The 25,457-nt window shown below is 62.7% G+C and carries 23 protein-coding genes; 11 read left to right on the top strand and 12 right to left on the bottom strand.

All coding sequences use genetic code 11. The features are described 5' to 3' along the window. Window positions 1-58 precede the first annotated feature (58 nt). The 8 genes from F6X59_RS04475 to F6X59_RS04440 all read right to left on the bottom strand — a co-directional run bounded on the left by F6X59_RS04475 (window position 59) and on the right by F6X59_RS04440 (window position 11,192). Window positions 59-1,162 carry a mannuronate-specific alginate lyase gene (locus tag F6X59_RS04475; RefSeq protein ID WP_152954869.1) on the bottom strand — a complete coding sequence of 368 codons (1,104 nt, stop codon included), beginning with the start codon at window positions 1,160-1,162 and terminating at the stop codon, window positions 59-61. 7 nt (window positions 1,163-1,169) lie between these two features. Beyond that, a complete protein-coding gene (locus F6X59_RS04470) occupies window positions 1,170-2,612 on the bottom strand; it encodes an alginate biosynthesis protein AlgX (protein WP_152954868.1) in 1,443 nt (480 codons plus the stop codon). Window positions 2,613-2,625: 13 nt separating this feature from the next. Continuing rightward, entirely contained in the window at window positions 2,626-4,185 is a 1,560-nt protein-coding gene (algG, locus tag F6X59_RS04465; protein ID WP_152954867.1) for a mannuronan 5-epimerase AlgG, read from the bottom strand. A 16-nt stretch (window positions 4,186-4,201) separates the two neighbouring features. Continuing rightward, on the bottom strand, window positions 4,202-5,680 hold the full coding sequence (locus F6X59_RS04460) for an alginate export family protein (protein WP_152954865.1): 1,479 nt from the start codon (window positions 5,678-5,680) through the stop codon (window positions 4,202-4,204). Beyond that, window positions 5,677-7,104, bottom strand: coding sequence for an alginate biosynthesis TPR repeat lipoprotein AlgK (gene algK / locus F6X59_RS04455; protein ID WP_152954863.1), 1,428 nt, complete (start codon window positions 7,102-7,104; stop codon window positions 5,677-5,679). Before algK ends, F6X59_RS04460 begins: the two co-directional genes overlap by 4 nt. Window positions 7,105-7,116: 12 nt before the next feature. Further along, window positions 7,117-8,283 carry an alginate biosynthesis protein Alg44 gene (locus F6X59_RS04450; protein ID WP_152954861.1) on the bottom strand — a complete coding sequence of 389 codons (1,167 nt, stop codon included), beginning with the start codon at window positions 8,281-8,283 and terminating at the stop codon, window positions 7,117-7,119. Between the two features lie 37 nt (window positions 8,284-8,320). Continuing rightward, on the bottom strand, window positions 8,321-9,802 hold the full coding sequence (locus tag F6X59_RS04445; RefSeq protein WP_178120028.1) for a glycosyltransferase family 2 protein: 1,482 nt from the start codon (window positions 9,800-9,802) through the stop codon (window positions 8,321-8,323). A 73-nt stretch (window positions 9,803-9,875) separates the two neighbouring features. Beyond that, window positions 9,876-11,192 carry a nucleotide sugar dehydrogenase gene (locus F6X59_RS04440; RefSeq protein ID WP_152954856.1) on the bottom strand — a complete coding sequence of 439 codons (1,317 nt, stop codon included), beginning with the start codon at window positions 11,190-11,192 and terminating at the stop codon, window positions 9,876-9,878. A 928-nt stretch (window positions 11,193-12,120) separates the two neighbouring features. Between F6X59_RS04440 and F6X59_RS04435 the strand changes: the two genes are divergently transcribed. From F6X59_RS04435 to F6X59_RS04410, 6 genes are all read left to right on the top strand, one after another. Further along, window positions 12,121-12,561 carry a hypothetical protein gene (locus F6X59_RS04435; protein WP_152954855.1) on the top strand — a complete coding sequence of 147 codons (441 nt, stop codon included), beginning with the start codon at window positions 12,121-12,123 and terminating at the stop codon, window positions 12,559-12,561. 93 nt (window positions 12,562-12,654) lie between these two features. Continuing rightward, window positions 12,655-13,434, top strand: a complete 780-nt coding sequence (locus F6X59_RS04430) for a hypothetical protein (RefSeq protein WP_152954854.1) — start codon at window positions 12,655-12,657, stop codon at window positions 13,432-13,434. Then, window positions 13,434-14,099 carry an ABC transporter ATP-binding protein gene (locus F6X59_RS04425; RefSeq protein ID WP_152954852.1) on the top strand — a complete coding sequence of 222 codons (666 nt, stop codon included), beginning with the start codon at window positions 13,434-13,436 and terminating at the stop codon, window positions 14,097-14,099. The genes F6X59_RS04430 and F6X59_RS04425 overlap by 1 nt, the downstream gene beginning before the upstream one ends. Beyond that, window positions 14,092-15,258, top strand: coding sequence for an ABC transporter permease (locus tag F6X59_RS04420; RefSeq protein ID WP_152954849.1), 1,167 nt, complete (start codon window positions 14,092-14,094; stop codon window positions 15,256-15,258). The genes F6X59_RS04425 and F6X59_RS04420 overlap by 8 nt, the downstream gene beginning before the upstream one ends. Next, window positions 15,251-16,714 carry a TolC family protein gene (locus F6X59_RS04415; protein ID WP_152954847.1) on the top strand — a complete coding sequence of 488 codons (1,464 nt, stop codon included), beginning with the start codon at window positions 15,251-15,253 and terminating at the stop codon, window positions 16,712-16,714. Before F6X59_RS04420 ends, F6X59_RS04415 begins: the two co-directional genes overlap by 8 nt. A gap of 22 nt (window positions 16,715-16,736) precedes the next feature. Beyond that, window positions 16,737-17,927 (top strand): efflux RND transporter periplasmic adaptor subunit, encoded by a 1,191-nt coding sequence (locus tag F6X59_RS04410; RefSeq protein WP_178120027.1) that lies wholly within the window; start codon window positions 16,737-16,739, stop codon window positions 17,925-17,927. Window positions 17,928-17,951: 24 nt separating this feature from the next. Here F6X59_RS04410 and yaaA read toward each other — a convergent pair whose 3' ends face one another. Beyond that, the gene (gene yaaA, locus F6X59_RS04405; RefSeq protein WP_152954842.1) at window positions 17,952-18,731 is read right to left on the bottom strand and encodes a peroxide stress protein YaaA; all 780 of its coding nucleotides are present in this window, start codon (window positions 18,729-18,731) and stop codon (window positions 17,952-17,954) included. Window positions 18,732-18,867: 136 nt separating this feature from the next. Here yaaA and F6X59_RS04400 point away from each other — a divergent pair, with 136 nt between their 5' ends. Beyond that, the gene (locus F6X59_RS04400) at window positions 18,868-19,995 is read left to right on the top strand and encodes a polysaccharide deacetylase family protein (protein WP_372240297.1); all 1,128 of its coding nucleotides are present in this window, start codon (window positions 18,868-18,870) and stop codon (window positions 19,993-19,995) included. Here the strand turns inward: F6X59_RS04400 and F6X59_RS04395 are convergent. After that, window positions 19,983-20,225 carry a hypothetical protein gene (locus F6X59_RS04395; RefSeq protein WP_152954840.1) on the bottom strand — a complete coding sequence of 81 codons (243 nt, stop codon included), beginning with the start codon at window positions 20,223-20,225 and terminating at the stop codon, window positions 19,983-19,985. The genes F6X59_RS04400 and F6X59_RS04395 overlap by 13 nt on opposite strands. Before the next feature lie 51 nt (window positions 20,226-20,276). On the opposite strand from F6X59_RS04395, the gene F6X59_RS04390 reads away from it, so the two are divergent. From F6X59_RS04390 to moaE, 4 genes are all read left to right on the top strand, one after another. After that, window positions 20,277-21,671 (top strand): PhoH family protein, encoded by a 1,395-nt coding sequence (locus F6X59_RS04390; protein WP_152954838.1) that lies wholly within the window; start codon window positions 20,277-20,279, stop codon window positions 21,669-21,671. A gap of 97 nt (window positions 21,672-21,768) precedes the next feature. Then, on the top strand, window positions 21,769-22,239 hold the full coding sequence (moaC, locus tag F6X59_RS04385) for a cyclic pyranopterin monophosphate synthase MoaC (protein ID WP_085675049.1): 471 nt from the start codon (window positions 21,769-21,771) through the stop codon (window positions 22,237-22,239). Then, the gene (gene moaD / locus F6X59_RS04380; protein ID WP_099815833.1) at window positions 22,239-22,484 is read left to right on the top strand and encodes a molybdopterin converting factor subunit 1; all 246 of its coding nucleotides are present in this window, start codon (window positions 22,239-22,241) and stop codon (window positions 22,482-22,484) included. Before moaC ends, moaD begins: the two co-directional genes overlap by 1 nt. Window positions 22,485-22,486: 2 nt before the next feature. Further along, a complete protein-coding gene (gene moaE / locus F6X59_RS04375; RefSeq protein ID WP_060508587.1) occupies window positions 22,487-22,933 on the top strand; it encodes a molybdopterin synthase catalytic subunit MoaE in 447 nt (148 codons plus the stop codon). 59 nt (window positions 22,934-22,992) lie between these two features. On the opposite strand, the gene rhlB is transcribed toward moaE, so the two are convergent. After that, window positions 22,993-24,456 carry an ATP-dependent RNA helicase RhlB gene (rhlB, locus tag F6X59_RS04370; RefSeq protein ID WP_346653527.1) on the bottom strand — a complete coding sequence of 488 codons (1,464 nt, stop codon included), beginning with the start codon at window positions 24,454-24,456 and terminating at the stop codon, window positions 22,993-22,995. A 101-nt stretch (window positions 24,457-24,557) separates the two neighbouring features. Beyond that, window positions 24,558-25,214 (bottom strand): alpha/beta hydrolase, encoded by a 657-nt coding sequence (locus tag F6X59_RS04365; RefSeq protein ID WP_152954836.1) that lies wholly within the window; start codon window positions 25,212-25,214, stop codon window positions 24,558-24,560. Window positions 25,215-25,457 lie beyond the last annotated feature (243 nt).

Raw genomic sequence — 25,457 nt, 5'->3', positions numbered from 1 at the left:
CAGCGCCCCCCAACCCCCCACGCAAAAGGTGGGGGGACCTAGCCCCCGTGGGGGCGCGTTATTGCTTCGATTCCGCGCTCGGGTCGTAGACCCGGGTCATGTCACCGCCGAGCCTGAAACTGTTGAACGGCTGCATGTGCTGCTTGCGCTGCAGGGTGTCGCCGACGCAGTGGTACAGCGCGCACCAGGGCTCGAGCCAGGAGTACTTGCTGTCTACCTTGAGGTCGGTCAGGTCCTGCTTCTCGCCGGCCCGCTCCTTGAAGTGGCTTGGGTCGCGGGCCCCGGCCAGTACGCCTTCGCCCAGGCGTTGCAGGGCGAAGTTGTTCTCGGCGCGCAGGTCCACGCCGTTGGCCTGAGCGAAGCTGGCGATCATCGCCAGCGGCGGCAGGGCGTAGTTGTGATAGGCGAGGGCGCGCTGCTTGCGCTTGACCTCGTTGGGCAGGAAGCCCTGGTCATCGACCTGGTTGGCGCCGATCTTGTATTCCTTCACGGCCCAGTCGAACAGGTCGCGGCGGTCGGTGGCCACGGCGGTGGCCATCACCGACCAGGCAGCCCAGTAGCTGTGGTTGTTGATCTTCTCCAGCGGCAGGTCGCTCCAGTCGCGCACGGTCTGTTCGGCGAGGCGGGCGAACCACTTCTCGATCAGCTCGGCCTCGGCCTGGTGCGCGGCCAGCGGCTGCGAGTCGGAGAACTTCAGGCGCAGCCACGACCCGCTCATGCTGCCCAGCGCCCATTTGCGCATGGACTTGCCGGTGTGGTTGTAGTCGGTGGACAGCAGCGCATCGGCGCGTGCCCAGGTACCGAGCCAGGCCAGGGTGCAGTCCAGTTGCGCCGGGCGGCCGTCACGCATGTACTGGCCAACCATCTTGCTCACGCCCTTTTCGAGCGTGGTGATGTCCTCGGTGGACTTGCGGAAGGCTTTTTCCGAGGCGACGTTGAGCGTTGCCCGGGCCTTGTCCGAGCCTTCGTACTTGCTGCGGAACTGCAGCGCTCCGGTGTACGGCTTGGGGGCCGGATCGCAGCGGAAGTTGCCGTCACCGGTCTTGAGCTTCTCGATGCCCTCGTAGTAACCCTGCGGTGGCACCAGCGCGGCCTGTGCGGCGCCGCCGAACAGTGCAAGGGTGAGCAGGGCGGGGCTGAAGATTCGCTTGAGCATGGTCATGATCGCCTCACTGGCCGGCCTGCGCGGTCTGCGCGGGCACGGCGAAGTTGTTGCGTTTGCAGAGCTTGGCTTCGACTTTCTGGGTGCCGCTTTCCGGCCCCTGGACTTCGAAGGCCAGCAGGTTCTGGCTGGCCCAGTCCTCGTCTTCGCGCATCTGGAAAACGAAGCGGCCGTCGGTGTCGGAGGTTTCCGGCTTCTCCAGCTTGATGTCCTCGTGGCGGCCGTTGAGGTACCACAGGGTCGCTTGCAGCACCTTCACCGAAGGATCTTCGAACTTGATGTCCATCTGCAGGTTGCGGTTGATCAGGTCCTTGATCACGCCGCCCTTGCCGTTGACCATCAGCTCGTTCTTGCCGGGTTTGAGTGTGGTGCTGGCGCTCATCAGCGCCGGGCGCGCATCGCAGCCGTCGTCGAGCAGGCCGAGAATCTGCCGCCAGATGGTTTCCTGGTCCAGGCGGTACAGCGGCGAGAACTCCCAGATAAGGATCTTCGGTGGGTTCTTCTGGAACTCCTCGCTGCCCAGGTACTGGATCATCGAACCTTCCAGGCCACCACCGGGGAAGGCAACGTTGAGCACGTCGGCGCCGATGTATTGTTCAAGGAAGCCGCTGAAGTTGTAGTTCTTGCCACTGTGGCTGGTGCCGACCAGGGTGATCTGGGCGTTGCCGCTGTCACCGAACAGGTCGTCGCCGCCGCCGTCCGAGCCTTTCGGCTCGGTGGCGAACTGGTCCATGTACTGCACTGCGTAGCTGGTTCCGCAGAGCTGGCCGGCCACATTGTGCAGGGTGCCGGTCTTGCCCATGCGCCCGGACTTGTGGGTTTCGAATTCCTTGCGCGGGATGCCTTCGAAGGCCGGCATCTTGTGCACCGTGTCGGCCACGATTTTCGCCGCGCGCTCGGCGCCGTATGGCGTCCAGTGCTGGTCACCGCGGAAGTAGAAATCCTTGCCCTGGTCGGCAGCGGCCAGTTGCTCGTTGGTCAGCGGCGACAGGTCGGGCACGTTGTAGCCCATGCTGGCGAAGCGCTTGAGCATGGCCTGGTAGTTGCCCAGCGCCTTCTGGTAGTCGAAGGCAGCTTTCTCTTCAGGCTTGAGCATGTTGCGGTTCACCAGGCCGCGGGTCGGCTGGTAGACCACGACCAGTTCCACACCGCGCTTCTTGAATGCATCGTGCACCTGCTGCAGGCGCTTGTAGCCGGCCGGCGTGGTGTTGAACTCGGTACGCAGGTCTTCGCGGGTACGGAACAGCCAGTCGCCCTGGGCCTGCACCAGCGTGGTGAAGTTCTGCTGGTAACGGGTGGTGTAGCGGCTGGCGTCATGCGCCTCGGGGCACAGCTGGCAGCAAGGCTCGGCGGTGAAGGTCGGGGCCTTCACTTCGTCGGCGCGCACGCCCTGGCTGATGGCCAGGAGGGCGGCGGACAGGCCCAGCAGTTTCATCAGGTGTGGAGTCATGGTCTGGGCTTCCTTAATCGATCATTTCGGTCTGGCGTTCGACCGGGTCGATCAGCACGGCCTTCTGCTGGCGCACCAGCAGGTCGAGGATTTCGTCCTGGCGCTCGCCGAGGATGCCGTTGAGGCTGATGCCGCTGGCTTTGCGCGGGGCGAGCATGGACACCTTGTACAGCTCGACCGACAGCGGCGAGTCGATCGACAGCGGGCCGGAACCGTTGGCCGCCAGCTCTCCGCCGACCACGATCAGCGACACCTTGGTGTCGAACGGATCGAGGGCGATGTCGCGGTCGGTGTCGGACAGGTCCTTGATGTGCCCGTACACGCCGACCAGGCCGTTGGCCATGGCGATGTTTTCGTACAGGCGGATGTTCACGCTGTTGCGCACGCGGATGCCGTGGCGACGGTTGTTGATCAGCTTGTTGCCCCAGATCAGGTTGTCGCCGCTCTCGTACAGGGTGATGCCGTCGGTGTGGTTGCGGTAGATCTCGTTGTAGGCGATCAGGTTGTTGACGCTGTTACGGTCGATCACCACGCCCGAGAGCTTGTTGTCGTAGCTCTTGTTGTTGATGATCCAGCTGTCGTTGACCTCACGCGAGACGATGATGCCGTGCTTCTTCTTGGTGCCGTATACGGTGTTGCCGGCGATGATCAGGCGGTGCGAACGGTCGTGCGGGTCGATGCCGTAGACGATGTTGTCGTGGTAGGTGTTGTCCTTGACCACGAAGTCGGAGGTCTCGTAGCAGTAGAAGCCGTACCACATGTCACTGAACGTCGAGCCGATGATCCAGCCGGTCGGTTCCGCGCGGCCCATGCGCTTGGACATGTTCGGCGTGTACTGCGAGATGCTGACGCCGTACGACTTGGACTTGGCATAACCGAAGCTGGCCATCGTGGTGTTGACGATGTAAGTCTCGGTACCGCCCCACGACAGCAGGAACGGGCGAAACTCCTTGGGCGAGCGGAAGGTCGCCGGGCCGTTGTCCTTCTCGCGCCAGCCGGTCACCTGGGTGTCGGTGACGAACAGCTTGCCGTCGTTGACCAGGAACGCGCCGCCTTCCTGCGACAGGCGCAGCTGCTTGACCTTGCCGTCGATCTCGAGAATACCCTTCTGCCCGACCACGATCGGCAGGCGCGCCAGGTACACGCCTGGCTCGACTTCGCTGAGGTACTGCTTGGGTACCTTCTTGCTCAGCTCGACCAGGTCGACATGGCCGTCATCAATGAAGATCGCCTGGGGAATGCCATGCTGGCGCTGCACCCACTCGGCGGCCTTGTTGTCGCCGCCGACGAATTCCTTGAGGGTGTCCTCCTGGAACATGCGGCGCACGCTGACCTTGCCCTTGTGGCGGCGGTCGATCTTCTTCTGCACCGCTTCGGCGGTGTAGCCGGTGAGGTCGGGCAGCTTCGGCGGGTCCATCTGCAGCGGCTCGATCGGTGCGCTGGCCACGGTATAGGTCTTGGCCTGCTGCAGCTCCTTGGCGATCACCTTGGGCTCTGCGGCGACAGCCAGGCCGCTAGCCAGCAGCAAAGCGCTGGCCAGGAGGCTGTGACGGATGTGCGGGTGAAGGTTCATCAGGGGTCTCCCGGCCTCAGAAGCGCCAGATCACGTCGACGAAGGCGCGGTGCATGTACGAGTCGGCTTCCTTGCCATAGGCATCGCCCGGCTTGAACACACCGGCACGCAGGCGCACCAGGGCGGAAGGCTCGTCGATCGCCTGGCTCATCGAGGCCGGCAGCAGGCCTTGCTTGAAGTACTTGGTGACGACCACGTCCATTTCCTGGCCGAGGTCTTTCTCGCCATCGACCAGTTGGCGGTTCACGCCGTTGTCGTCGACCACCGCGTTGATGCCGCTGGAACCGATGTTCTGGTTGCCATCGACGCGCCAGAACTTGTGGTAGATGAGGCTGGCGTCGTAGTCGTCGCGCAGCTGCCAGGAGGCGAACAGGGTGGCCGCCTGCAGGTTGCCCAGCTCGCCGCGGAAGGCTTCGCCGAAGCGGTGCACGCGCGAGCGGGTGCCGGTGAAGTTGGAGCGGTTGCTCTCAAGGCCGGTCTGCTCGAAGTTGTTCGAACCGTCGTCGCCTCCGCCGCCGCTGCCGCGGGCATAGGCTGCACCGACCTGCCATTGCGGGTCCAGGCGCAGGCGGATGCCGAGGTCGGTGGCCCAGGCGTTGACGTTACCGCTCTGCTTGCCGGTGGCCACGGTCTGGTCGCCGACGGTCTGGCTGCTGAGGGTGTCGCGGTCACCGGTCAGCCAGGTGACGCTGCCCCAGTAGTTGACGGTGTGGTCGTTGCGCCAGTTGTAGGCGTCGCTGTTGGCTTCCAGGCCCAGCCAGGTGAGGTCACCGGTGCGGGTCTTGTCCAGCGCGTCAACGGTCTCGCCCGGGTTCTTCAGGCTGCCGCTGTCATGGGTGTGGTGGGCGCGCACACCGACCCAGTGGCCAGGGGTCCACTGCGTGGCGACGTTGCCGTAGATGTGGGTGCGGTCCTTGTCTTCCGGGGCCAGCTCGGTAAGGTCGGTGCGGTATTCGCTGAAGCGCTGGGCCACACCCAGGTCGGCCTTGAGCAAGGTGGTGTCGAAGGTCCAGTTCAGCGCTTCGATGTTGGTGTCGCGCCACATGCCGTCGTCGCTGCGCAGGCGCTGGCGGCCCAGGCGCAGCTGCTCGCCGGGGTAGGCGGTGAGGCCGCTGTAGCCGACCCAGAATTCGCGCATGGCCAGGTAGCTCTTGTCCTGCTTGCGGCCGTCGGCGGCGGTGTCGGTGCTGGTGCCGTCATCGTTCTGGCGCAGGGTGTCGGTTTCGATGGTGTCGGTGGCGGTGACCGCCTGGCCCATGGCGTAGGCGCTCCAGTTGCCGCGCTCGCCGTACACCCAGGGGCGCAGGTCGAGGCCCAGGCCGTTGACGTCGCCGCCGGGGCGGGTGCCGAGGTCACGGTCGTCTTCCGACTGGCCGGTGATTTTCACATCCAGGCCGAAGTTCTTTTCAGCGGTCATTTCCGCCAGGGTCGGGCAGGACCACAGCAGGGCGAAGCTCAGGCCGATGCCAGCTTTCACGAATGGATTGAGCGTCATAGCGAGTCCTCACCTTCTACTTCTTTTTCGTCGTCTTGCAGGGCTTCGAGGGCCAGGGTGCTGTTGGCGCCCTGAGCCATGCTGCCGCGGGCCTGTTTTTCCTGCGCCAGCAGGCTCTGCGCCTGGCTGCGCTGGTCAGGCGTGAGTTGCTGGTCGAGCTGTTGCAGCAGTTCGCTGGACTGTGGCGTCGGGTTGGCCTGGGCCAGCTGGGCGAACACCCAGGCGTTACCCGGTTGCGGGCGGATGCCATGGCCTTCGCTGAACAGCTGGGCGAGGGCGTAGTCGGCGCTGTTCTGGCCGCCACGGGCGGCAGTCAGCAGGTGGTCGACAGCCTTCTGCGGCTCGACCTTGCCCAGGTAGCCACGGCGGTACAGCTGGCCGAGGTAGTAGTGGGCGCTGACTTCGCCAGCGTCGGCGGCGGCCTGCAGGTGTTGCTCGGCCTTCGGTGCATCGGCGGGCAAGGTCTTGCCTTCGTAGTACAGGCGGCCCAGCAGCAGTTCGGCGCGTGGTTGTTCGGCCTCGCGGCCCTTGTCGATGTAGGCCATCAGCTGGTCGGTGTCGCCCAGTTCGGGGAAGTCGTACACCAGCTGCGCCAGGCTGACCCAGGACGCCGGGTTGGCCGGGGCAACCTGTTCGAGCAGGTCCTTGGCGGTTTTCTCGTCGGTCTGGCCGAGGCTGCGGTCAGCCAGCACCCGGGCGACGCTGTCGACCCGGGTGGCCGGCACCGCGCCACGGGCATAGGCGGATTTGAGCTGGCCGAGCAGGGCAGCCTGTTGGTCGGCCTGGCCGCGCTTCTGGTACACGGTGGCCAGCTCGACGTAGCAGATGTCGGTGCTGTTCAGCGCGGCCTTGCAGATCTTCTCGACGTCACCCAGGTGCTGGTCGTAGGTGCCCTGGGTGCGATACAGCAGCACCTGGGCCAGGCCCGCTTCCGGGTTGCCGGCGGCGCGCCACTGGTCGATCTGTTGCTGGGCGTTGACCTTGGGGAAACTCTGCGGGTAGGTCAGGTAGAGCATCGCCAGCGGGATCAGCGTATTGCTCTCACCTTGCCTGGCGGCCTGCTTGAGCAGGGTTTCGGCCTCTTCACGCTCGGCCTGGGTGCTGTCGGGCTTGGCCACCAGCAGGCGGCCGAGACGCGCCTGGGCACGCGGCGAGGTGGAAGCGGCAGCGCGGTAGGTGGCTTCGGCTTCACGGATTTTTGCCGGGTCACGGGTGGCCACCTTGATGTCCGCCAGGCCCACTTGGGCGTCGCTGTAACCCAGGTCGGCCAGTGCCTTGTAGTTGCGCTCGGCCAGCGCGGTGTCACCGCGCTTGAGGGCTTCGTTGGCCAGGCGCTGGTCGGGCAGGCCCGCACAGCCGGCCAGGGCGACCGCTGCAGCCAGGGCACAGAGGCCCAGGCTTGCGCTTTTCTTATGGGGAATCATCACGAGATCCTCTTACAGACCGCGGGCCACGGCTTTATCGATCAGCCAGTTCAGCGAAGGGCCACGGTCGCTGTTGACCGAGGCCGGGCGGCCGGCGAGCTCGGCCGGCATGGCGCTGTCGGGCTTGATCTGCACGCGGATGTCGGAGGCCAGGTCCTCGCTGTTGAGGCTGGCGCTGCTGACGATCTGGCCGGTGCGCACGTCGTCTTCGCCGGCTACCTGGAAGTTGACCCGGGTGCCTGGCTTGACCTCGTCGAACTGGCGATAGCTGAAGCGTGCCTCGACCATCGGGGTAGTGGTGCGCGGCACCAGCTGGAAGATCGGCTGGCCCTTGGCGGCGTACTGGCCGTCGTCCACCAGCTGGCGGGCGACCACGCAGTCGCAAGGGCTGGTGAGGGTGCCGGAGAGCTGCTTGCCGAACAGCTCCTCGATCTTCGCAGGCTCCAGCTGCGAGTCGTCCAGGTTGCCCTTGAGCATGTCCAGCATGCTGGTGGTGAAGGTGGCCAGCGGCGCGCCCTTGACGATCTGCCCACCGGTTTCGGCCAGGCTGTTGACGGTACCGTCGCGTGGCATGGTGACGGTGGTGGTCGGCACGGCGACCACGCCGGCTTCGGCATGGCTGACGAAGTACATGCCGTACAACGACTTGGCGACGAAGCCGAAGGCGGCCACACCGACCACGAAGACGCCGAGGGTCACGGTCACGGCCTTGAGGCGGCCGAAGGCGGACAGGCCGGAGCCACCGTCCTTCTGCTTGCGCGCCTTGGTGAAGTTGTCGCGCTGCAGGGTGCTGAGCACGTCGCCGACAGTGATCAGCTCACCCGACAGGTGAGTGGTGATGATGTGGCGCAGGGTGGCGATGTCGCGCGGTTCGAGGTTCTGGAACTGCGCGCCGGTACGGCCGCTGCCGCTGTCGTAGGCACGCACCTGGAACTCGATGTCCATCGACAGGCCGAGGTTGTCGACCGTGAACTGCAGGCGACCGCGCAGCACTTCACCGACCGACAGTGGCTGTTTGGTGTGGAAGCTCAGGCCACCGGCGGAGAGGTCATCGACCTTCACATCGTGGGCCTGGCGCTCTTTGTCGAGGAAGCGCAGCTTGGCCGGGATGCGCACCCGGGCGTGTTGGCGCTGGGCTTCGGACTCATGCACGACGTTGACGTTCACGGCGGTATTCATCTGGGTTTGTTCCTGTTAGTTCCGATCCGGGTTGGGCTCACACGACCATGAACAGCACAGCGACGAAGATGCTGGCAGCCGAGAAGGTCATGGTCCGCGAGGACCAGGTGTTGAACCATTGTTGAAAACTGGCGAGGTCACGCTTGAGGGCAGTCGGTTGGCGGGTCCAGGACTGCTTGTCGAGGCGGAAGAACACGTAGATCTTCATCAGCGCGCCGACGATCTGGTTGTAATAGAGAATCAGCGGGTAGGCCGGGCCGACGTTGTGGCCGGAGCACAGCAGCATGACGGTGAGGATCAGGCGGGTGATGCCGATCCACAGCAGGTACACCAGCAGGTACGCCATGCCGAACTTGAGGCTGGCGATCACCGCCACGGTCAGGCCGAGCAGGCTGGTCCACATCGACACGCGCTGGTCGAACAGCACGATGCTGGTGAACAGGCCCAGGCGGCGCAGGCCGAGGCCCAGCGCGCGGGAGTTCTGCCGCAGGTTGTTGCCATACCAGCGGTACATCAGCTTGCGGCTGGCCTTGAGGAAGCTCTTCTCCGGCGGGTGTTCGACCGTGTTGATCGCGGCGTCCGGCACGTAGAAGGTGTCGTAGCCCAGGCGCATCAGGCTGAACCAGCTGGACTTGTCGTCACCGGTGAGGAACTTGAAGCGGCCCAGGCGCCAGTGCATCAGCGAGTCGCTTTCGACGTCGGCGATGAACTCGGGGTTGGTCACTACGCTGGCGCGGAACATCGACATGCGCCCGGTCATGGTCAGCACGCGCTTGGACAGGGCCATCGAGCACATGTTGATGTGGCGCTGGGCGAAGCGCAGCTTGTGCCACTCGCTCATGATGTAGCCGCCGCGCACTTCGCAGAACTCGTTGGTGGTCAGGCCGCCGACGTTGGGGAACAGCTTGAACCACGGCACGGTCTTGCGCACCACGCCTTCACCGAGCACGGTGTCGCCGTCGATCACCGCGACCACGGCGTTTTCGTCTGGCAGCATCCGCGAGATGGCGCGGAAGCCATAGGCCAGGCCGTCGCGCTTGCCAGTACCGGCGATGCGCACGATGTCCAGTTTGACGTGTGCGGGCGGGTTGTAGCGGGCCCACAGGCTCTTCACCAGCAGTTCATCGGACATCTCCACCAGCGAGCAGACCACGGTGGTGGGGTAGCCGCATTCGATCGCCTCGCGGATCACCGAGCTGTACACCTGGGCGGTGGTCAGCGCTTCGATACGGAAGCTGGTGACCATCAGGTACACGTGCGACGGCGCGGCGGTTTCGCCCATCTTCTGCACCTTGCGGCGCAGGTACGGGTAGACGCCGTAGAGGAAGATCATGCCGCGGATGAAATGGGTGGCGCCCATGGAATAGCGCCAGATGCCGACTGCGCCGACCAGGAAGATGAAGTGCTTCGACTGCGAGTCGAAGATATCGGCTGGCAGCGCCAGGGCGATCAACATGAGCAGGCTCATGTAGAGCAGCCACCCGGCGCACTGCAACAGCACTGTCTGGAGCCTTTGCATGTTCAGCATCCGTCGAGAATTCGGGAAAGGGTGGGCAGCGATGGTGGGGAGGCCACCGCTGCCCGGTCGGGCATTACCAGCAAATGCCTTCGGTGCGGCTGGTGGCGCAGGTCGGCTTGCTCATGAAGCCGACCAGGTCGATCACCTGCTTGCCTGCCGGCGCTTGCTCGGCAAGGGCGCGGAACTGCTCGTCGCGGTTGCCCAGGACGATGATGTCGGCGTTGGCGATGACTTTCTGGAAGTCGGCGTTGAGCAGCATTGATACGTGCGGGATCTTCGACTCGATGTACTCTTTGTTTGCCCCGTGGACGCGGGCGTACTCGACGTTCTCGTCGTAGATATCCAGTTGGTAGCCCTTGCCGATCAAGCGTTCGGCCAGTTCCACCAGCGGGCTCTCGCGCAGGTCGTCGGTGCCGGCCTTGAAGCTCAGGCCAAGCAGGGCGACCTTGCGCTTGTCGTGGGCTTCGATCAGCTCGAAGGCGTTCTGCACCTGCGATTCGTTGCTGCGCATCAGCGAGTCGAGCAGCGGTGCGCGTACGTCGAGGGACGCCGCGCGGTAGGTGAGGGCGCGCACGTCTTTGGGCAGGCATGAGCCACCGAAGGCGAAGCCTGGGCGCATGTAGTACTGCGACAGGTTCAGCACTTTGTCCTGGCAGACCACGTCCATCACGTCACGGCCATCGACGCCGACGGCCTTGGCGATGTTGCCGATCTCGTTGGCGAAGGTGACCTTGGTGGCGTGCCACACGTTGCAGGTGTACTTGATCATCTCGGCCACTTCGATCGGCTTGCGGATGACCGGCGCATCGAGCTCTTCGTACAGGGCTTGCAGCACGTCGCCGCTGGCCTTGTCCAGTTCACCGATGACGGTCATCGGCGGCTGGTCGTAGTCCTTGATCGCGGTGCTTTCACGCAGGAACTCCGGGTTCACGGCAACGCCGAAGTCGACGCCGGCCTTTTTGCCCGAGCAGTCTTCGAGAATCGGGATCACCACGTTCTTCACGGTGCCCGGCAGCACGGTGCTGCGCACCACGATGGTGTGGCGACGCTCGCTGTCGCGCAGCACGTAGCCGATTTCGCGGCACACCGACTCGATGTATTCCAGGCCCAGGTCGCCGTTCTTCTTGCTCGGGGTGCCGACGCAGATCATCGACACGTCGCTGGCGCGGATGGCCTCGGCGAAGTCGGTGGTGCCACGCAGGCGGCCGTTGGCGATGCCTTGTTGCAGCAGTGCTTCCAGGCCAGGTTCGACGATCGGCGACTTGCCCTGATTGATCAGGTCGATCTTGGTCTTGGACACGTCCACACCAATCACGTCATGGCCTCGCGCCGTCAGGCAGCCTGCACAGACCGCACCCACATAACCCAAACCAAAGATGCTGATACGCATCGCTATCACCTCATGTGTTTATCACGCCAGCTCTTCCGGGAAGAGCCGGACTGGGTTGATTAACAACAGTTTTCGGGCGCACGGATCCATGGGCGAAAGCTCACTTCGCCGAGCGCAGGCATGAATAAATCCGTCGCGCACAAAGTTGTGCACTAAAAGTTGGCAGTATTAAGCCAGTCTTTAAAAGGCGTGCCCTGTCATGCAGCCGTCTTTATTGCAAAGCGCTACTTGGCGCCTTGCTGTGCTTGTTTTTTCAAGTGGAAAAATCCTTTGAAATCAACCACTAGGACGATTTTGAAGGGGCGCGTTACTCCTCATTGGGCAGTGCCTGCGGGGGTTCCCGTTGCCGCTGCCAGATTATCTAGGCGGGTAGTGATACCTGCCGGTTGTCATCTGTAAGTCATCTCTCACAGCCCAGGGGCAGGAAATTCGTTACGGCACTATGAGCGATGGCTCGCAATAGAAGTTCCTGAGGGCGTTCCGCTTCGATGAAAGATTTTTAAATAATTCTTCAGTGGCAAATACTTTCAAATTGATAGCACGTCACAGTTCCACCCCCGGTTATAAAGGACGAAACTGAAGCGAGGTGCTGTTATGCCATCATGAAAAAATATTTTTCAAAATTCGTCAAAAAAGTACGAACGGTCTTATGGCGTTTGGCGATAACGCTGATAGTGGTGGTTTTTTGGCGTCGTAATTCTGGCGTTACGGCGGTTGATTCAATGCCTCGCAGCGGTGCACGCGGGTACACATGCCGAAACATAGATTGACCATACGAAGACTAAGGTTTTGCTGAGCCTTGCCGTTAAGCCTTTTGGACGCTCTGCGGGGCTGTCCATGTACGAAGGAGCGTCTTGGGCAGCCTCGGGCCGATGGCCAACGAGGGCGTCTCATCCATAAACACATGGAAGAGATGAGAGATAGCTTTATGAAGACAAAATCGCAGGTTCTGATCGGCAGCGCGGCGTTGCTGATGGCGGGAATGGTGCAAGCAGGGCCTCCCGTCGAGGTGACGTTCAAGAATCTTGGAAGCCAGCCAGTAGAACTGAAGTTGGTGACAGCCAATGAAAACAGCACTTATCAGATAGCCAACCCTAAGCCCGCTGGAAAGGTCGAGGGTGGAGCGGCTTTCGTTTTTAGCGTTCAAAGGGTCGTAAGCCCCGACGTCAACGGTGCCCAGGTTCGCTACGCCGTTGGCAGCAAGACCTGTGCGTTTGGAACGACATTCCAGATGCGCGTTCTGCCGGGGGGAATCAAACAGCCGCAATGGACCAAAACCGCCACGCCCAGTGGAGGGGCAGTCTGTGCCGCGACCATCACTCGCATGAATACCGATTACTCATGGAATGTTGAATTCACCATGAAATAAATCAGTTTTTTTGATCGCAACCCATGCCTGCACTTCGTTGGGCATCGCCAGCGAAGTGCGCATCAAAAAATCATGCGTTTGAGGACATCTATCGTGAAACCTGTGCAAAACGGTACGGGTCTGCCGTTGGCGGCCCCCGTGTCGAATGTGGAAAAACCCTTGCAGGGGCGCAGCACCGACCCCGTCACGGCAGCAGCGCAAGCTGTTGATGAACTGGAGCTTTCGGCACTTGGCAAGCAACTCAGTGCCGCAATTGAGCGTGCGGATGCACGCGATTCATCGCTGTCTCGCAAGGAGTTGGCTGCGCTTGGCGCACGCATTTGGGAGCAGGTCGCGGGCGCAAGTTATTCCTTCGCGAAGAAATTGCATGACGCTTATGTCCCCAGTACCGATGACCCAGCCGTGCTGGCACGGGCCGAGCAGGCTACGGACTTTGTCAACGGCAGGGGGCAGAACCCCTTCAAGGCTTTGGGGCGCGAAGAGCTGAGCGCCATCGTCTACGACGAATCCGGTGATTTCAGCGTGAATGAACGTAATGCCGCCTGGAAAGAGATAAACCAACGCGATTGCGACTGGAGCAGGGAAGTCTGCGACCAGCTTGCTGGTGAGTACCAGCGTACTGGCAAAACTGACCGAACCTCGCTTGCCATTCTGGCGCACTACAGGGGGCTTCCCCGCATTGAAGAAGCCCAGCTTCTAGGTAATTACGAAGTCGATATCCTGATGAACAGGTCTGCTTCGGACGCTGACTGGCCCGAATTCTGCGCATCGCTGTTCGAACTGATTGAGAAGCAATGGTTGCAACCCGGTGAAGCCAGTGAGCCTGAACCTGCAGGCCCAAGCGCCGATCTGGCTGGCAGGGAGGCAGGTTAATGTCTGACAGCATCATGCTGCGGGATGTATGCCGCCATCTCGGTGGACAAGTGGTCCTGGAACGCATCAGTCTGTCTATCCCTACTGGACAAAGCTGCGCGATTACTGGCTCGTCTGGCACGGGTAAAAGCACGCTGCTGAATCTCATCGGTCTGCTCGACCAGCCCTGCAGCGGCCGCTTGTGGTTGGCGGGCCTGGACATGACCAATGCCAATGAAGCGCAGCGGGCGATCATGCGCAACCGCACGCTTGGCTTCGTCTTCCAAAACTTCAACCTGCTGCCACGCCTGTCCGCCCTGGACAATGTGGCCTTACCCTTGAGTTACCGAGGTACTCGTCTGGCCTCAGCCCGCCAAGCTGCGAAGCTACAACTGGAAAAAGTTGGCCTGGGGCATCGTGCAGAACATCGCCCGGCCGATTTGTCCGGCGGTCAGCGTCAGCGGGTTGCGATAGCCAGGGCCTTGGTCACCGATCCGCGAATCCTGCTTGCCGATGAGCCCACGGGAAACCTCGATAGCGCCTCGGCGCAGGACATCATGGGGTTGCTGATGACGTTGAATCGGGAGCAGGGCATGACCCTGCTGATGGTCACCCATGACCCGGCCATGGCGCAGTGTATGGAGCGATGCCTGTTGGTACGCGACGGTGGCGTATTCGATGCTTGAGGCAAACTATGGGCCTGGTTGGCAGCTACGCCTCAGCGAAGCGTTGGGCAGCGTTCGCCAGCTGGGCACCAGGGCCTGGCTGGCACTGTTTGGCATCGCGGTCGGCTGCGCCGCCTTGGTCGCGATGATGAACATTGGCTACAGCGCGGCGCAGCATGCCCGGCAACTGTACCGGGGGCTGGGCAGCGACTTGCTGGTGGTCAACCTGCAAGCCCTGGACCAAAGCGCTGCACCCTTGCCGCTTGGCGAGCTGCCGCCAGTCATCCGTGCCGTGGCCCCCCTGGCATTCGCTGTGAGTTCGGTACAGGCCAAGGGTATCAGTATCGAAGTGATGGTCGCTGGCAGCACCGCGCAACTGTTCGAAGTACTGCCGCTTCAGGTTGCTCAAGGCCGTTTGCTCTCTGCCTACGACGATTGGGTGCCGCATGTACTGCTGGGCGCCTCACTGGCCACTGAGCTGCAGGTGAGCAAGGGTGAGCGCGTACGGTTGGGGACGTACCTGTTTGACGTGGTAGGGGTGCTGGCCGCTCAAGGATACAACCCGATGTTGCCGGTCAATTTCGACGACGCGGTATTGATGCCCCTGAGCGGCATGCGCCGTCTGGGTACTCTGCCCGAAGTGGCAACACTCGTTGCGGCGGCTGCGGATGCAGCTTCCATGAAGCATGCGGCCAGTTCACTTGAGCAGTATCTGCGCGCACAGTTGGTGCAGCACGATGTGGATGTTCAGCTACCCAGGCAAATGCTCGAAAGCATGGCCGGCCAGTCCCGCGTGATGACCGGGCTTCTGGCGGGTACGGCGGCAATTGCGTTGCTGCTGGGCGGGGTCGGGGTGATGAATGTCATGGTGATGAATGTGACGCAACGCCGGTGCGAAATAGGCGTGCGCCTGGCGTTGGGCGCACGTGCGCGTGATATCGCCTGGCTGTTCTTGCTCGAGTCGTTGTTGCTGTCGGTAGCAGGCGCGTTGCTGGGCGTACTGCTCGGGTTGGCCGGTGGCTGGCTGTTCGCGCGGTCAGTGGGGTGGGGCTTTGCGCTGGACATAAGCGCCTTGCCGTTGGGCGTTGGCAGTTCGCTGGTGCTGGGGCTTTTCTTTGGCATGCAGCCGGCGCTCGCCGCCGCGCGGCTTCAACCCGCAGCGGCATTGCGTGATGAGTAGGTGGCTGACAGTGACCTGCGCGTGGTCGTTTTCACTACTGGCCGTGGCCGACAATTACTCGCAGTCGTTTCAGTCGAGCCAGCCACAGACGCGCTCGGTAAGCGCCTTGTCTGCCTTGCAGGGCGAAACGGTCGACTTGGAACTGGCCGATGCCATCGGCCTTGCCCTGCGCGATAACCGCGCCATCCGCAGCGCCTATCTGGAGCGTGTGACACAGAAGTTCGACTTGCGCGTGGCCCGTGACCAGTTCGCTCCACAGCTTTCGCTGAAAGCGCGCTATCTAGGCAATCGTACTCACGCCGATCGCATGCGTCAGGCCCAGCTTACCCCCTCTGCCAGCTTGCTTACCCCCTACGGTACTCGCATTGGTCTCGACTGGACTTACGACCATGCCCGTACAGGAAGGGCGGGGCGCCAGTACCGCGATGGGGCCAACCTGATGATCATCCAGCCCCTGCTGCGCGGTGCTGGACGCGATATCACCAGTGCGCCGCTGCGCCAGGCGCAGCTGGCCGAACAGCTCAACCGGTTGGCGCTCAGGGACGAAGTGGCCCAGGTCATTACCCGGACCGTCACCCAGTACCGTGACCTGCTGCGCGCCCAGGAGCGCCTGCGCATTACTGAAGATGCCCTGGCGCGTGCGCGACGCTGGGTGCAAGTGAACCTGGCACTGATCGCCGCCGGGCGCATGCCGGCGTTCGAGGTTGTCCAGGCCGAAGCCGAGGTCGCCAGCCAGGAGTTGGCCCGTGAGGGGAGTCGCAACCGGCTATACCAGAGCCGCCTGGCGTTGGCACAGGTGTTGGCGGTGGACTTGGCGACGCCGCTTCGAGCCGTGGAGCGTCTGCGCGCGGAGCAGCAGCCGTTAAGCATCGAGCAAGCAATGGCGCGGGCCGAAATGTTACAACCGGCTTATCTGATGCAGCAGGTTGCCGGAGAACAGGCCACCATTGCCCTTCAGGTGGCGCGTGATGCGCAGTGGTGGGACTTGTCCTTGGTCGGCGGAGCCAGCCAGTCGCGCGAGCGGCCAGCAGACAGGGTTGCCTGGGAGCAGTACCTGGGGTTTGAACTGGTTATCCCGATTGGCGATCTGAGTCGCCGCCAATCCTTGGTGCAGGCTGAAGTAGCGGTGCAAATCCAGCGGCTGAGCCTGGCCGAATCCCACCAGCAGTTGCAGCGGGATGTCAGCAGTGCGGTTCGTGACCTGGAGGCAGGCTGGCGGCAGCTGGGGATCGCCGATCGCGCGCTTGAGCTTTCACGGCGCAAGCTTGAGATCGAGCAGGAGAAACTTGCAGCCGGGCGTTCCAGCAACTTCCAGGTGCTGAGTTTCGAAAGCGATCTGCGCCAGGCACAGAGTACGCAACTCGATACCACAATCGACTACCTGGATGCTCAGGTAGTGCTGGATCAGGTGCTAGGCACGACGCTGGAGCGTTGGGATGTGGCGCTTCATGACTAGGTGGGCATGGTGTTTGGCAGTCTTGGGGTTGTCAGCCCTGTTGGCCGTTCTGTTCTGGCTGGCCTGGCCCGAGAGCGAGCAGCGAGCCGCACCGCGTTGGGTGCGTGTCGAGCCGCAGTTGGTCGAGCAGCGTCTGGGGCTTGTGGGCAGGCTACAAGCGGCGCGCCGGGAAACCGTGAGCGCACCCTTCGACGGTGTCGTGGCGGCAGTGCTGGCACGGGAAGGGCAGCGTGTGGAGAAGGGACAATCGTTGTTCAGGCTAGACACGACCCAGCTGGATATTCAACTGCGTGAGGCCGAGGCCGAACGCCTCAGAACGGCGGAGCAACTGCGTCAGTTACGTGGCTGGCAAAGCGGGCCCGAAGTGGCGAGAAGCCAGCGTGCACTGGGAGCCGCTCGTACGGCGGTGGCGGTCAGCACGGCGAGCCTGGCTGAAACCCGGCGCCTGTTCGAGCGAGGTATCGTCGCCCGCATCGAAGTCGAAAGCCTTGAGCAATTGCTGCAGGCGCAGCGCCAAGCCTTGAAAGACGCCGAGCAGGAATTATTGCTGACGCGCGCACAAGGTCGAGAGGACGCGCTGTTGATCGTCGAGATGGCACAGGCCAACGCGCAAGCGCGCTGGCAGGCATTGACGTTGATCCGACAGCGCAAGGAGATCAAGGCGCCCTTCACCGGTGTACTGGCGGGCGTGCGACACAGCGAGGGTAGCGCCGCCCGGCAGGTGCAAGCTGGTCAAGCGATGATTCAGGGGATGCCGATGATCACGCTGCTCGACCTCGAACACTTGCAGGTGGCGACCAGAGTACAAGAGCACGACTTGCGCCTGGTTGGCGAAGGCCAGGCGGTCGAAGCCGTCATTGCAGGCCAGCAGTTTGCAGGCGTGATCGAACACATCGGTCTGCAGGCCCGTGACGACACAGGGCCGGTTGCCTGGTATGACGTACGGGTGCGCCTGAATCTGCCCGCAGCGCCTGCGCAACTCGGGTTGCGCCTCGGCATGAGTGCAGAGCTGACAGTAGTGGTGCGGCGTCAGGAGCAGGCCATGGTGCTACCCGTCGAGGCGCTGCGCGAGGATGAGGCAGGCGAGACCTATGTGGTTTATCGCGAGCAGGACGGGCAACCGCCGCGCAGGGTTCATGTGACGCCTGGCGCAGTGCTGTCGCAAGGGGTCGAGGTCGACGGGCTGGGGGCGGGCCTGGTGCTGCTACCCTGAGCATCAGGGTAGCCAGCGGCGGCTTCACTCGGCCGGGTGATCGCGCAGGAACACCAGGTGATCCGGCTTGGACTGCTCGGCACTGTAGTAATAGCCCTGCACGTCGAACTGCTTGAGCTGCTGCGGATCGTTGACCCGTTCCTGGATCACGAAGCGGCTCATCATGCCGCGGGCCTTCTTGGCGTAGAAGCTGATGATCTTGTACTGGCCGTTCTTCAAGTCCTTGAAGTCGACGTTGATCACCCGGCCCTTGAGCGCGCTGCGCTTCACCGCGCTGAAGTATTCGTTGCTGGCCAGGTTGAGCAGCAGGTCGTCGCCTTGCTCGGCCAGCGCCTGGTTCAGCCATTCGCTGATGCGCGTGCCCCAGAAGGCATACAGGTCCTTGCCACGGGCATTGGCCAGCTTGGTGCCCATTTCCAGGCGGTAGGGCTGCATCAGGTCCAGCGGGCGCAGCAGGCCGTACAGGCCGGAGAGCATGCGCAGGTGCTCCTGGGCATAGCTGAAGTCGTCCTCGCTGAGGGTTTCTGCATCCAGGCCGGTGTAGACGTCGCCTTTGAACGCCAGCAGCGCCTGCTTGGCGTTGGCCGGGGTGAAGTCCGGCGTCCAGCTGCCGAAACGCGCGGCATTAAGGCCGGCAAGCTTGTCGGACAGGTGCATCAGTTCGCTGATCTGCGCTGGCGACAGGTCGCGCAGCTGGAGGATCAGTTCCTGGGAATCGTCCAGGTATTGCGGCAAGGTGAAGCGGTCGGTCACCGGCGCGGTGTCGTAGTCGAGGGTCTTGGCGGGGGAAATCACCGTCAGCATCGGTTCGGCTCCTGGAATCGTTGACGGCAATTCTACGGGGTGGGGGGAACAAGTCCAAACTATGGCGACGATAGTCACAGACCATCGGCCAGGCAGGCGCTATAGTGCGCGTTTTGCCGTCACGGAGAGAGCCATCGTGCGCATTGCCGGGGCCTTGCTGGCCACCTTGTTGAGCCTTGCCGCCCAGGCCGCCCCCATGCCCCCGGCCAGCCTGGACCGCAGCCAGTGGCCCGAGCAACTGGACAGCCCGGTGCTGTTCGATGTCGCCTCGCGGGCCGAGATTCTGTCGTTTGCCCAGGTGCTGCATGAAAGCGAGCTGCTCGACGATGGTGCACTGGCTGCGCGTTTGGGGTTGCGGCAGATCAACCTGCAGAAGATTCGAGCTGTGCGCGCGCAGATGTGGCAGCGTTTGTGGCAGGGTTACCAGCAGGCTCAGCGCAGTTGCGAGCAGGATGCCTCGTTCTGCTATCTGTTTGAGTCTATGGCCGACTTGCGCACTAGAGCGGCGACATTCGCTACCGATGTCGGCACGTTCTATACCGGTTGGGTCGAGCCTAGTCATCAGTTCCATGTGCGTTATCTGGATGAGCAACTGCGCAAGGCGGCGTTGCTGCCGCAGACCAGCAGTGAGGTCGAGCGCCTGTCCAGCCGCGAGCGCAATGGCGATGAACTGAACGACCGCATGTTCCTGCTGAGCTTCGTCGGTGGCCCGGGGCCCGAGGGGGGTAGCACCGATGAACTCACCGAGTACCTGCGCAAGCAGAAGCTGCAGGGCACCTTCTTTGTCTTGGGCAATCGCCTTGAGCGGCGGCGCGACAGCGGCGCGGCCAATGCCCTGGCCCAGCTCTACGCCGGCCAATGCGTGGGTATCCAGGGCTGGGAATATCGCTCCCATGCCCAGTGGCAGGGCTGGCAGGATTCGATCAAGCGCGCCCAGGCGCGGGTCCAGGCTGACCTGCCCAATCAATACGTACCGCTGTTCCGTCCGCCCTATGGGCAGCGCCGGGCGGACGGCGAAGCGTTCATGGCCAGCCAGCAACTGCGGGTTTCGCTGTGGGATATCGACGCTCAGGATGATGGCCCACTGACTGCCGAAGCGTCGGCCCAGCGGGTGGTGACCTTGATGCTGTTATGGCGCAAGGGGGTGATCCAGTTCCATGACAGCCTGCCCAAGGCGCAGTCGGCGGTCGAGTGGTTGCTTCACAACACGGTGCAAAGCGGGATCGGCTGGGAGGACTGCCGCGATTACGCTTATCGCGAATAGAGGGTATGACTTTTGACTGTAGTCTCGTCTGGCGTTGCCGCCAAGCGCTCTTCGTCAATCGGAAAAATAAACTTCAAAATCTCGTAAAAATGCTTTTTTTGGTCATCGTTTTTGCGGTATGAAGAAACCAGACAGCCGATTCCTGCAGCACAGGTGGCGTCATCCAGGCCCACCTTGCCAGGTACGCTTCCCGCCCGTAGCAACGCGGATACGGGAAGAACGGCGGTCATTCTGCGGCACCACAGAGCGTGCCGTGTGGCTTCGACATAAGGTGACCGAGTATGGATGACCAAGGACGCAACCCTTCCTCCAGCAAGCCAATCCTCTATGTGCTCGATACCAACGTCCTGATTCACGACCCTAACGCATTACTCAACTTCGAGGAGCATCACGTCGCCATTCCGATGACGGTGCTGGAGGAACTCGACAAGCTCAAGACCGGTAAACAGACCATCGCCGCCGAATGTCGCCAGGCCATCCGCCTGATCGACCAGACCCTCGGTGACGCTTCGCCCAGCGATGTCGAGCAGGGCGTGCCGATCCAGCGTGGCAAGAGCGGGCCCAAGGGGTACCTGTCGATCCTGATGAGCCCGCGCAACGAGCCCAGCAAGCTGCTGCCGGAAAACCTCAACGACAACATCATCATCAACACCCTGTTCGAAGTCCGTAGCCGGCGCACCGACCTGGACGTGGTGCTGGTCACCAAAGACATCAACATGCGCCTGAAGGCGCGCGCCTGTGGGATCGCGGCCGAAGACTACAGCACCGACCAGCTGGTCGACGACGTCTCCTTGCTGTCCAAGGGCTATCACTCGGTCACCGGCTCGTTCTGGGACCGCGTCAGCAAGGTCGATACCCGCCAGGAGCGTGGCCGCACCTGGCATCGAGTGCAGATGATCGACAACCTGCCGGCCGTGCATATCAACGAGTTCATCATTGACGAGCAAGGTTTTGTCGGTTGGGTAAAAGGCATTCGCAACGATGAACTGCTATTGCTCGACCTGCACCAGGAGCCCTTGCTGCACCAGGAAGCCTGGGGCCTGAAACCACGCGACATTCATCAGAGCCTGGCGCTGTTCGCCTTGCTCGACCCGGATATCCACCTGGTCAACCTGACCGGCGCTGCCGGCTCCGGCAAGACCATCCTGGCCCTGGCCGCGGCCATCGAGCAGACCATGGTCAGCAAGCGCTACCGGCGCATCATTGCCACCCGCAGCGTGCAGGGGCTGGACCAGGAGATCGGCTTCCTGCCGGGCACCGAGGCGGAGAAGATGGAGCCTTGGCTGGGCGCCATTACCGACAACCTCGAAGCCTTGCACATGGACGATGAAAGCACCCATGGCAGCGTCGAGTACATCCTCGAACGCGTGCCGCTGCAGTTCAAGTCGCTGAACTACATCCGTGGGCGCAGCTTCCAGCAGAGCCTGATCCTGATCGACGAGTGCCAGAACCTCACGCCGCACCAGATGAAGACCATCATCACCCGCGCTGGCTCCGGCTCCAAAGTGGTGTGCCTGGGCAACCTGGCGCAAATCGACACGCCCTATCTGTCCGCGACCAGCTCGGGCCTGACCTACCTGACCGAGCGCTTCAAGGACTTCCCCCATGGCGTGCACATCACCCTGCAGGGTGTACCACGTTCGGTGCTGGCCGAGTACGCCGAGTCTCACCTGTAACCCACACAGCCGGGTGGCTTGCCGCCCGGCTTTTTTTCCGCTGCGCAATCCTGACCCACGGGTTTACACTCTCTGTTCCCTTCACAGGAGCAGAGCAGTGCTGACTCATCTTGATTCCCAGGGGCGCGCCAACATGGTCGACGTCACTGAAAAGGCCGTGACCGAGCGCGAGGCCGTGGCCGAGGCGCGGGTGCGCATGTTGCCGCAGACTTTGCAGATGATCGTCGACGGTGAGCATCCCAAGGGCGATGTGTTCGCCGTGGCGCGCATTGCTGGCATTCAGGCGGCAAAGAAGACCAGTGACCTGATCCCGCTGTGCCATCCGCTGATGCTGACCAGCGTCAAGGTCGAACTGAGCGCCGAAGGCCAGGACGCGGTGCGCATCGTCGCGCGCTGCAAGCTGGCCGGGCAGACTGGCGTCGAGATGGAAGCGCTGACCGCCGCCAGCGTCGCTGCGCTGACGATCTACGACATGTGCAAGGCGGTAGACAAAGGCATGGTCATCGAGCAGGTGCGTCTGCTGGAAAAGGTCGGTGGCAAGAGCGGCCACTACAAGGTGGAGGCGTGATGAAGGTCAAGGTGATGTATTTCGCCCGTTACCGCGAACTGCTGGGCGTCGATGCCGAGCGCCTGGAAGGTGAGTTCAAGGTGGTCGACGATGTGCGCCAGGCCTTGGTGGCCAAGGGCGGTCAGTACGCGGTGCTGGCCGAACAGAACCTCATGAGTGCGCGCAACGAGGAGCTGTGCAAGCTCGACGAGCCACTGGAAGAAGGCGATGAAGTGGCGTTCTTCCCACCGGTGACCGGAGGCTGAACATGGCAGTGCGAGTGCAACACGGGGCGTTCGACCCGGGGGCCGAGGTCAATGCCATGCATGCGGCCAATGTCGGCGTCGGTGCCGTGGTCGGTTTTGTCGGCTATGTGCGCGATTTCAACGATGGCCGGGAAGTGGCGGGGATGTTCCTCGAGCATTACCCGGGCATGACCGAGAAGGCCCTGGCCAAGATCGTGGTCGAGGCCGAGCAGCGCTGGCCGTTGCTCAAGGTGGAGGTGCTGCACCGCATCGGTGCGCTGGAGCCGGGTGAGCCGATCGTCTTTGTTGGCGTCGCCAGCGCCCATCGGCAGGCGGCGTTCGATGCCTGCAACTTCATCATGGACTACCTGAAGACCCGGGCGCCGTTCTGGAAGAAGGAAAATACCCAGGACGGGCCGAGGTGGGTGGAAGGCAAGCAGAGTGACCAGGATGCTGCTGGGCGCTGGTAGATCCTCTGCTTGATGGCCGGGGCGTTGCCCCGGTTCACCCGCGAACAATCCAGCGCTGATCAGTGGTGCTTGCGCGGCACCGGTTTCAGCAGCTCATCCGGCGGCATCTCGCACTTGATCTTGCGCCCCAGCAATTCCTCGATCGCCGGTAGCTGGTACGAATCATCCTCACCGGCAAAGCTGATCGACACACCGCTGCTACCCGCACGGCCCGTACGGCCAATGCGGTGCACGTAGTCGTCCGGGTCTTCCGGCAGGGTGAAGTTGATCACGTGGCTGATGCCGTCGATGTGAATCCCGCGTCCGGCCACATCGGTGGCCACCAGCACGGTGATGCGCCCTTCACGGAAGTTCTCCAGGGTGCGAATCCGCTTGTGCTGCGGCACGTCACCGGACAACTGCGCGGCATTGATACCGTCGCGCACGAGCTTTTCCTCGATACGCCGTACCTCGTCCTTGCGGTTGGCAAACACCATCACCCGTTCCCACTTGTTCTGGGTCACCAGGTTGTACAGCAACTTGTACTTGTCGCTGCCGGCCACCGCGTACACGTGTTGCTCGACCGTTTCGCTGGCGACGTTCTCCGGCTCGATCTCGACGATCGCCGGGTTGGTGGTCCACTGCTTGGCCAGGTTCATCACGTCTTCGGTGAAGGTGGCGGAGAACAGCAGGGTCTGGCGTTCGCTTTTCGGTGGGGTCTGGCGGATGATCTGCCGGACCTGGGGGATGAAACCCATGTCGAGCATGCGGTCGGCTTCATCCAGCACCATCACCTCGACCATGTCCAGGTGTACCTCGCCGCGCTGGTTGAAGTCCAGCAGACGGCCTGGGGTGGCCACCAGGATGTCGCAATGACGGGCTTCCAGGGCCTTGAGCTGCTTGTCGAAGTCCATGCCACCGACGAAGCTCATCACGTTCAGGCCGGTGTACTTGGTCAGGGCGACGGCGTCCTTGGCGATCTGCACCACCAGCTCGCGGGTTGGCGCGATGATCAGCGCGCGCGGCTCGCCCATGTAGCGCTCTTTCGGCGGCGGCGTCTGCTGCAGCTGGGAAATGATCGAAATCAGGAACGCCGCCGTCTTGCCGGTACCGGTCTGGGCGCGGCCGATGGCGTCCTGGCCAGCCAGGGTGTAACCCAGTACCTGCGCCTGGATCGGCGTGCAGTAAGGGAAACCGAGGTCGTGGATGGCGTGCATCAGCTCGTTGGAGAGCTTGAAGTCGTGGAAGCGGGTCTTGCCTTCCTGCGGCTCGACCACGAAATCTTCCGGCTTCCACAGGCTCGCCTGGGGCTTGGGCTTGCGTTCGCGGCGTGGTTTGTCCTTGGCCGGCTTGTCGGCAGGCGCTGCGGCATCGGCGGGTGCTTCTGCCTTGGCGGCGGGCTTGGCGCGGGGCGCGGCCGGTTTCGGTTCGGGCCGGGCCTCTGCAGTGGGGGCGGGCGCCGTTGGCGTCACGCTGGCAGCAGGAGCGACGGCCGTTGGCGCGGCGTCTCCTTTGCCGAATATTTTCTTGAGTGCCTTGAGCACGATCGTCTCATCAACTGGTTAAGGAATGTACGCCGGGCAGTGTAATGCAAGATCTGGGCGCGGCGTAGCGGAAAACTCCCACAACTACAGGTGGGGTTGGCTTATTGCAATTGCTTGCTCAGCCAGTCGTGGATATCGCTCAGTTCCTCGACCACCACCTCGTGCTCCATCGGGTATTCGTGCCAGCGTGCGGCGACACCCCAGGTGTTGAGGTATTCGAATGCGGTACGGCCCATGGACGGAATCACCACCGGGTCGTGCACGCCGTGCAGGCACAGGGCCGGGGTGCGTTGCTGGCAGGCGCTCAGCTGGTGGCTGTCAGTGAAGGTCGGGGCGTAGGTGGACAGGGCGATCACCCCGCCCAGTGCTTCCTGCCACTTTATATAGGCAGTGTGCAGCACCACCGCGCCGCCCTGGGAAAAACCGGCGAGGAAGATCCGCGACAGGTTGATGCCCTTGGCCTGTTCGGCCTTGATCAGGCCGATGATCTGCTCGGCTGACGCTTCCAGCTGTGTTTCGTCGATGGCGCGCGCCGGGGTCATGGCCTTGATGTCGTACCAGCTGGGCATGGCGTAGCCGCCGTTAATGGTCACTGGGCGGGTCGGCGCCTGGGGCATGACGAAACGGGTACTGGTCAGGCGTTCCTGCATGAATTCGGCAACAGGTAGGAAGTCGTAACGGTCGGCACCCAAACCGTGCAACCAGATCACACAGGCGTCAGCGGTTTTCTGGGGTTCGAGAATCAGCGGGTTGGTCATGACTGCTCCGAAAGAGTGCGGGTCTTGTTATGGCGTGCGTGAAAAGAAGGCGCTGCAATTGATTGTCAGAAAAAGAATGTCGCAACGATACAACTTTCCCTACTTGACGATCGCTTAAACGCTACAGCCAACAAATCTGGTACGCGCTTTGCAATTCTTCATTCGATGCAAAGGGCAGGCCGTGACGGTAACACCCTTTGCACGCGAAGGCTGTCACAGAACAGCCCATTGCGCCAATTGACC

Source organism: Pseudomonas sp. MN1F, assembly GCF_009391885.1.
Taxonomy (GTDB): domain Bacteria; phylum Pseudomonadota; class Gammaproteobacteria; order Pseudomonadales; family Pseudomonadaceae; genus Aquipseudomonas.
The sequence above is the reverse complement of the archived record's forward strand: the minus strand, read 5'-3'. Positions and strand labels throughout refer to the sequence as shown.

Bases quoted from the DNA above. Each gene is read 5' to 3' on its own strand.
- moaD (WP_099815833.1), top strand. From the start codon at position 22,239: ATGAAGGTCAAGGTGATGTATTTCGCCCGTTACCGCGAACTGCTGGGC.
- F6X59_RS04425 (WP_152954852.1), top strand. From the start codon at position 13,434: ATGTCTGACAGCATCATGCTGCGGGATGTATGCCGCCATCTCGGTGGA.
- F6X59_RS04365 (WP_152954836.1), bottom strand. From the start codon at position 25,214: ATGACCAACCCGCTGATTCTCGAACCCCAGAAAACCGCTGACGCCTGT.
- algK (WP_152954863.1), bottom strand. From the start codon at position 7,104: ATGATTCCCCATAAGAAAAGCGCAAGCCTGGGCCTCTGTGCCCTGGCT.
- F6X59_RS04440 (WP_152954856.1), bottom strand. From the start codon at position 11,192: ATGCGTATCAGCATCTTTGGTTTGGGTTATGTGGGTGCGGTCTGTGCA.
- F6X59_RS04390 (WP_152954838.1), top strand. From the start codon at position 20,277: ATGGATGACCAAGGACGCAACCCTTCCTCCAGCAAGCCAATCCTCTAT.
- algG (WP_152954867.1), bottom strand. From the start codon at position 4,185: ATGAACCTTCACCCGCACATCCGTCACAGCCTCCTGGCCAGCGCTTTG.
- F6X59_RS04415 (WP_152954847.1), top strand. From the start codon at position 15,251: ATGAGTAGGTGGCTGACAGTGACCTGCGCGTGGTCGTTTTCACTACTG.
- moaE (WP_060508587.1), top strand. From the start codon at position 22,487: ATGGCAGTGCGAGTGCAACACGGGGCGTTCGACCCGGGGGCCGAGGTC.
- F6X59_RS04445 (WP_178120028.1), bottom strand. From the start codon at position 9,802: ATGCAAAGGCTCCAGACAGTGCTGTTGCAGTGCGCCGGGTGGCTGCTC.
- F6X59_RS04395 (WP_152954840.1), bottom strand. From the start codon at position 20,225: ATGACCGCCGTTCTTCCCGTATCCGCGTTGCTACGGGCGGGAAGCGTA.
- F6X59_RS04435 (WP_152954855.1), top strand. From the start codon at position 12,121: ATGAAGACAAAATCGCAGGTTCTGATCGGCAGCGCGGCGTTGCTGATG.
- F6X59_RS04450 (WP_152954861.1), bottom strand. From the start codon at position 8,283: ATGAATACCGCCGTGAACGTCAACGTCGTGCATGAGTCCGAAGCCCAG.
- F6X59_RS04475 (WP_152954869.1), bottom strand. From the start codon at position 1,162: ATGACCATGCTCAAGCGAATCTTCAGCCCCGCCCTGCTCACCCTTGCA.
- F6X59_RS04460 (WP_152954865.1), bottom strand. From the start codon at position 5,680: ATGACGCTCAATCCATTCGTGAAAGCTGGCATCGGCCTGAGCTTCGCC.
- F6X59_RS04420 (WP_152954849.1), top strand. From the start codon at position 14,092: ATGCTTGAGGCAAACTATGGGCCTGGTTGGCAGCTACGCCTCAGCGAA.
- F6X59_RS04470 (WP_152954868.1), bottom strand. From the start codon at position 2,612: ATGACTCCACACCTGATGAAACTGCTGGGCCTGTCCGCCGCCCTCCTG.
- yaaA (WP_152954842.1), bottom strand. From the start codon at position 18,731: ATGCTGACGGTGATTTCCCCCGCCAAGACCCTCGACTACGACACCGCG.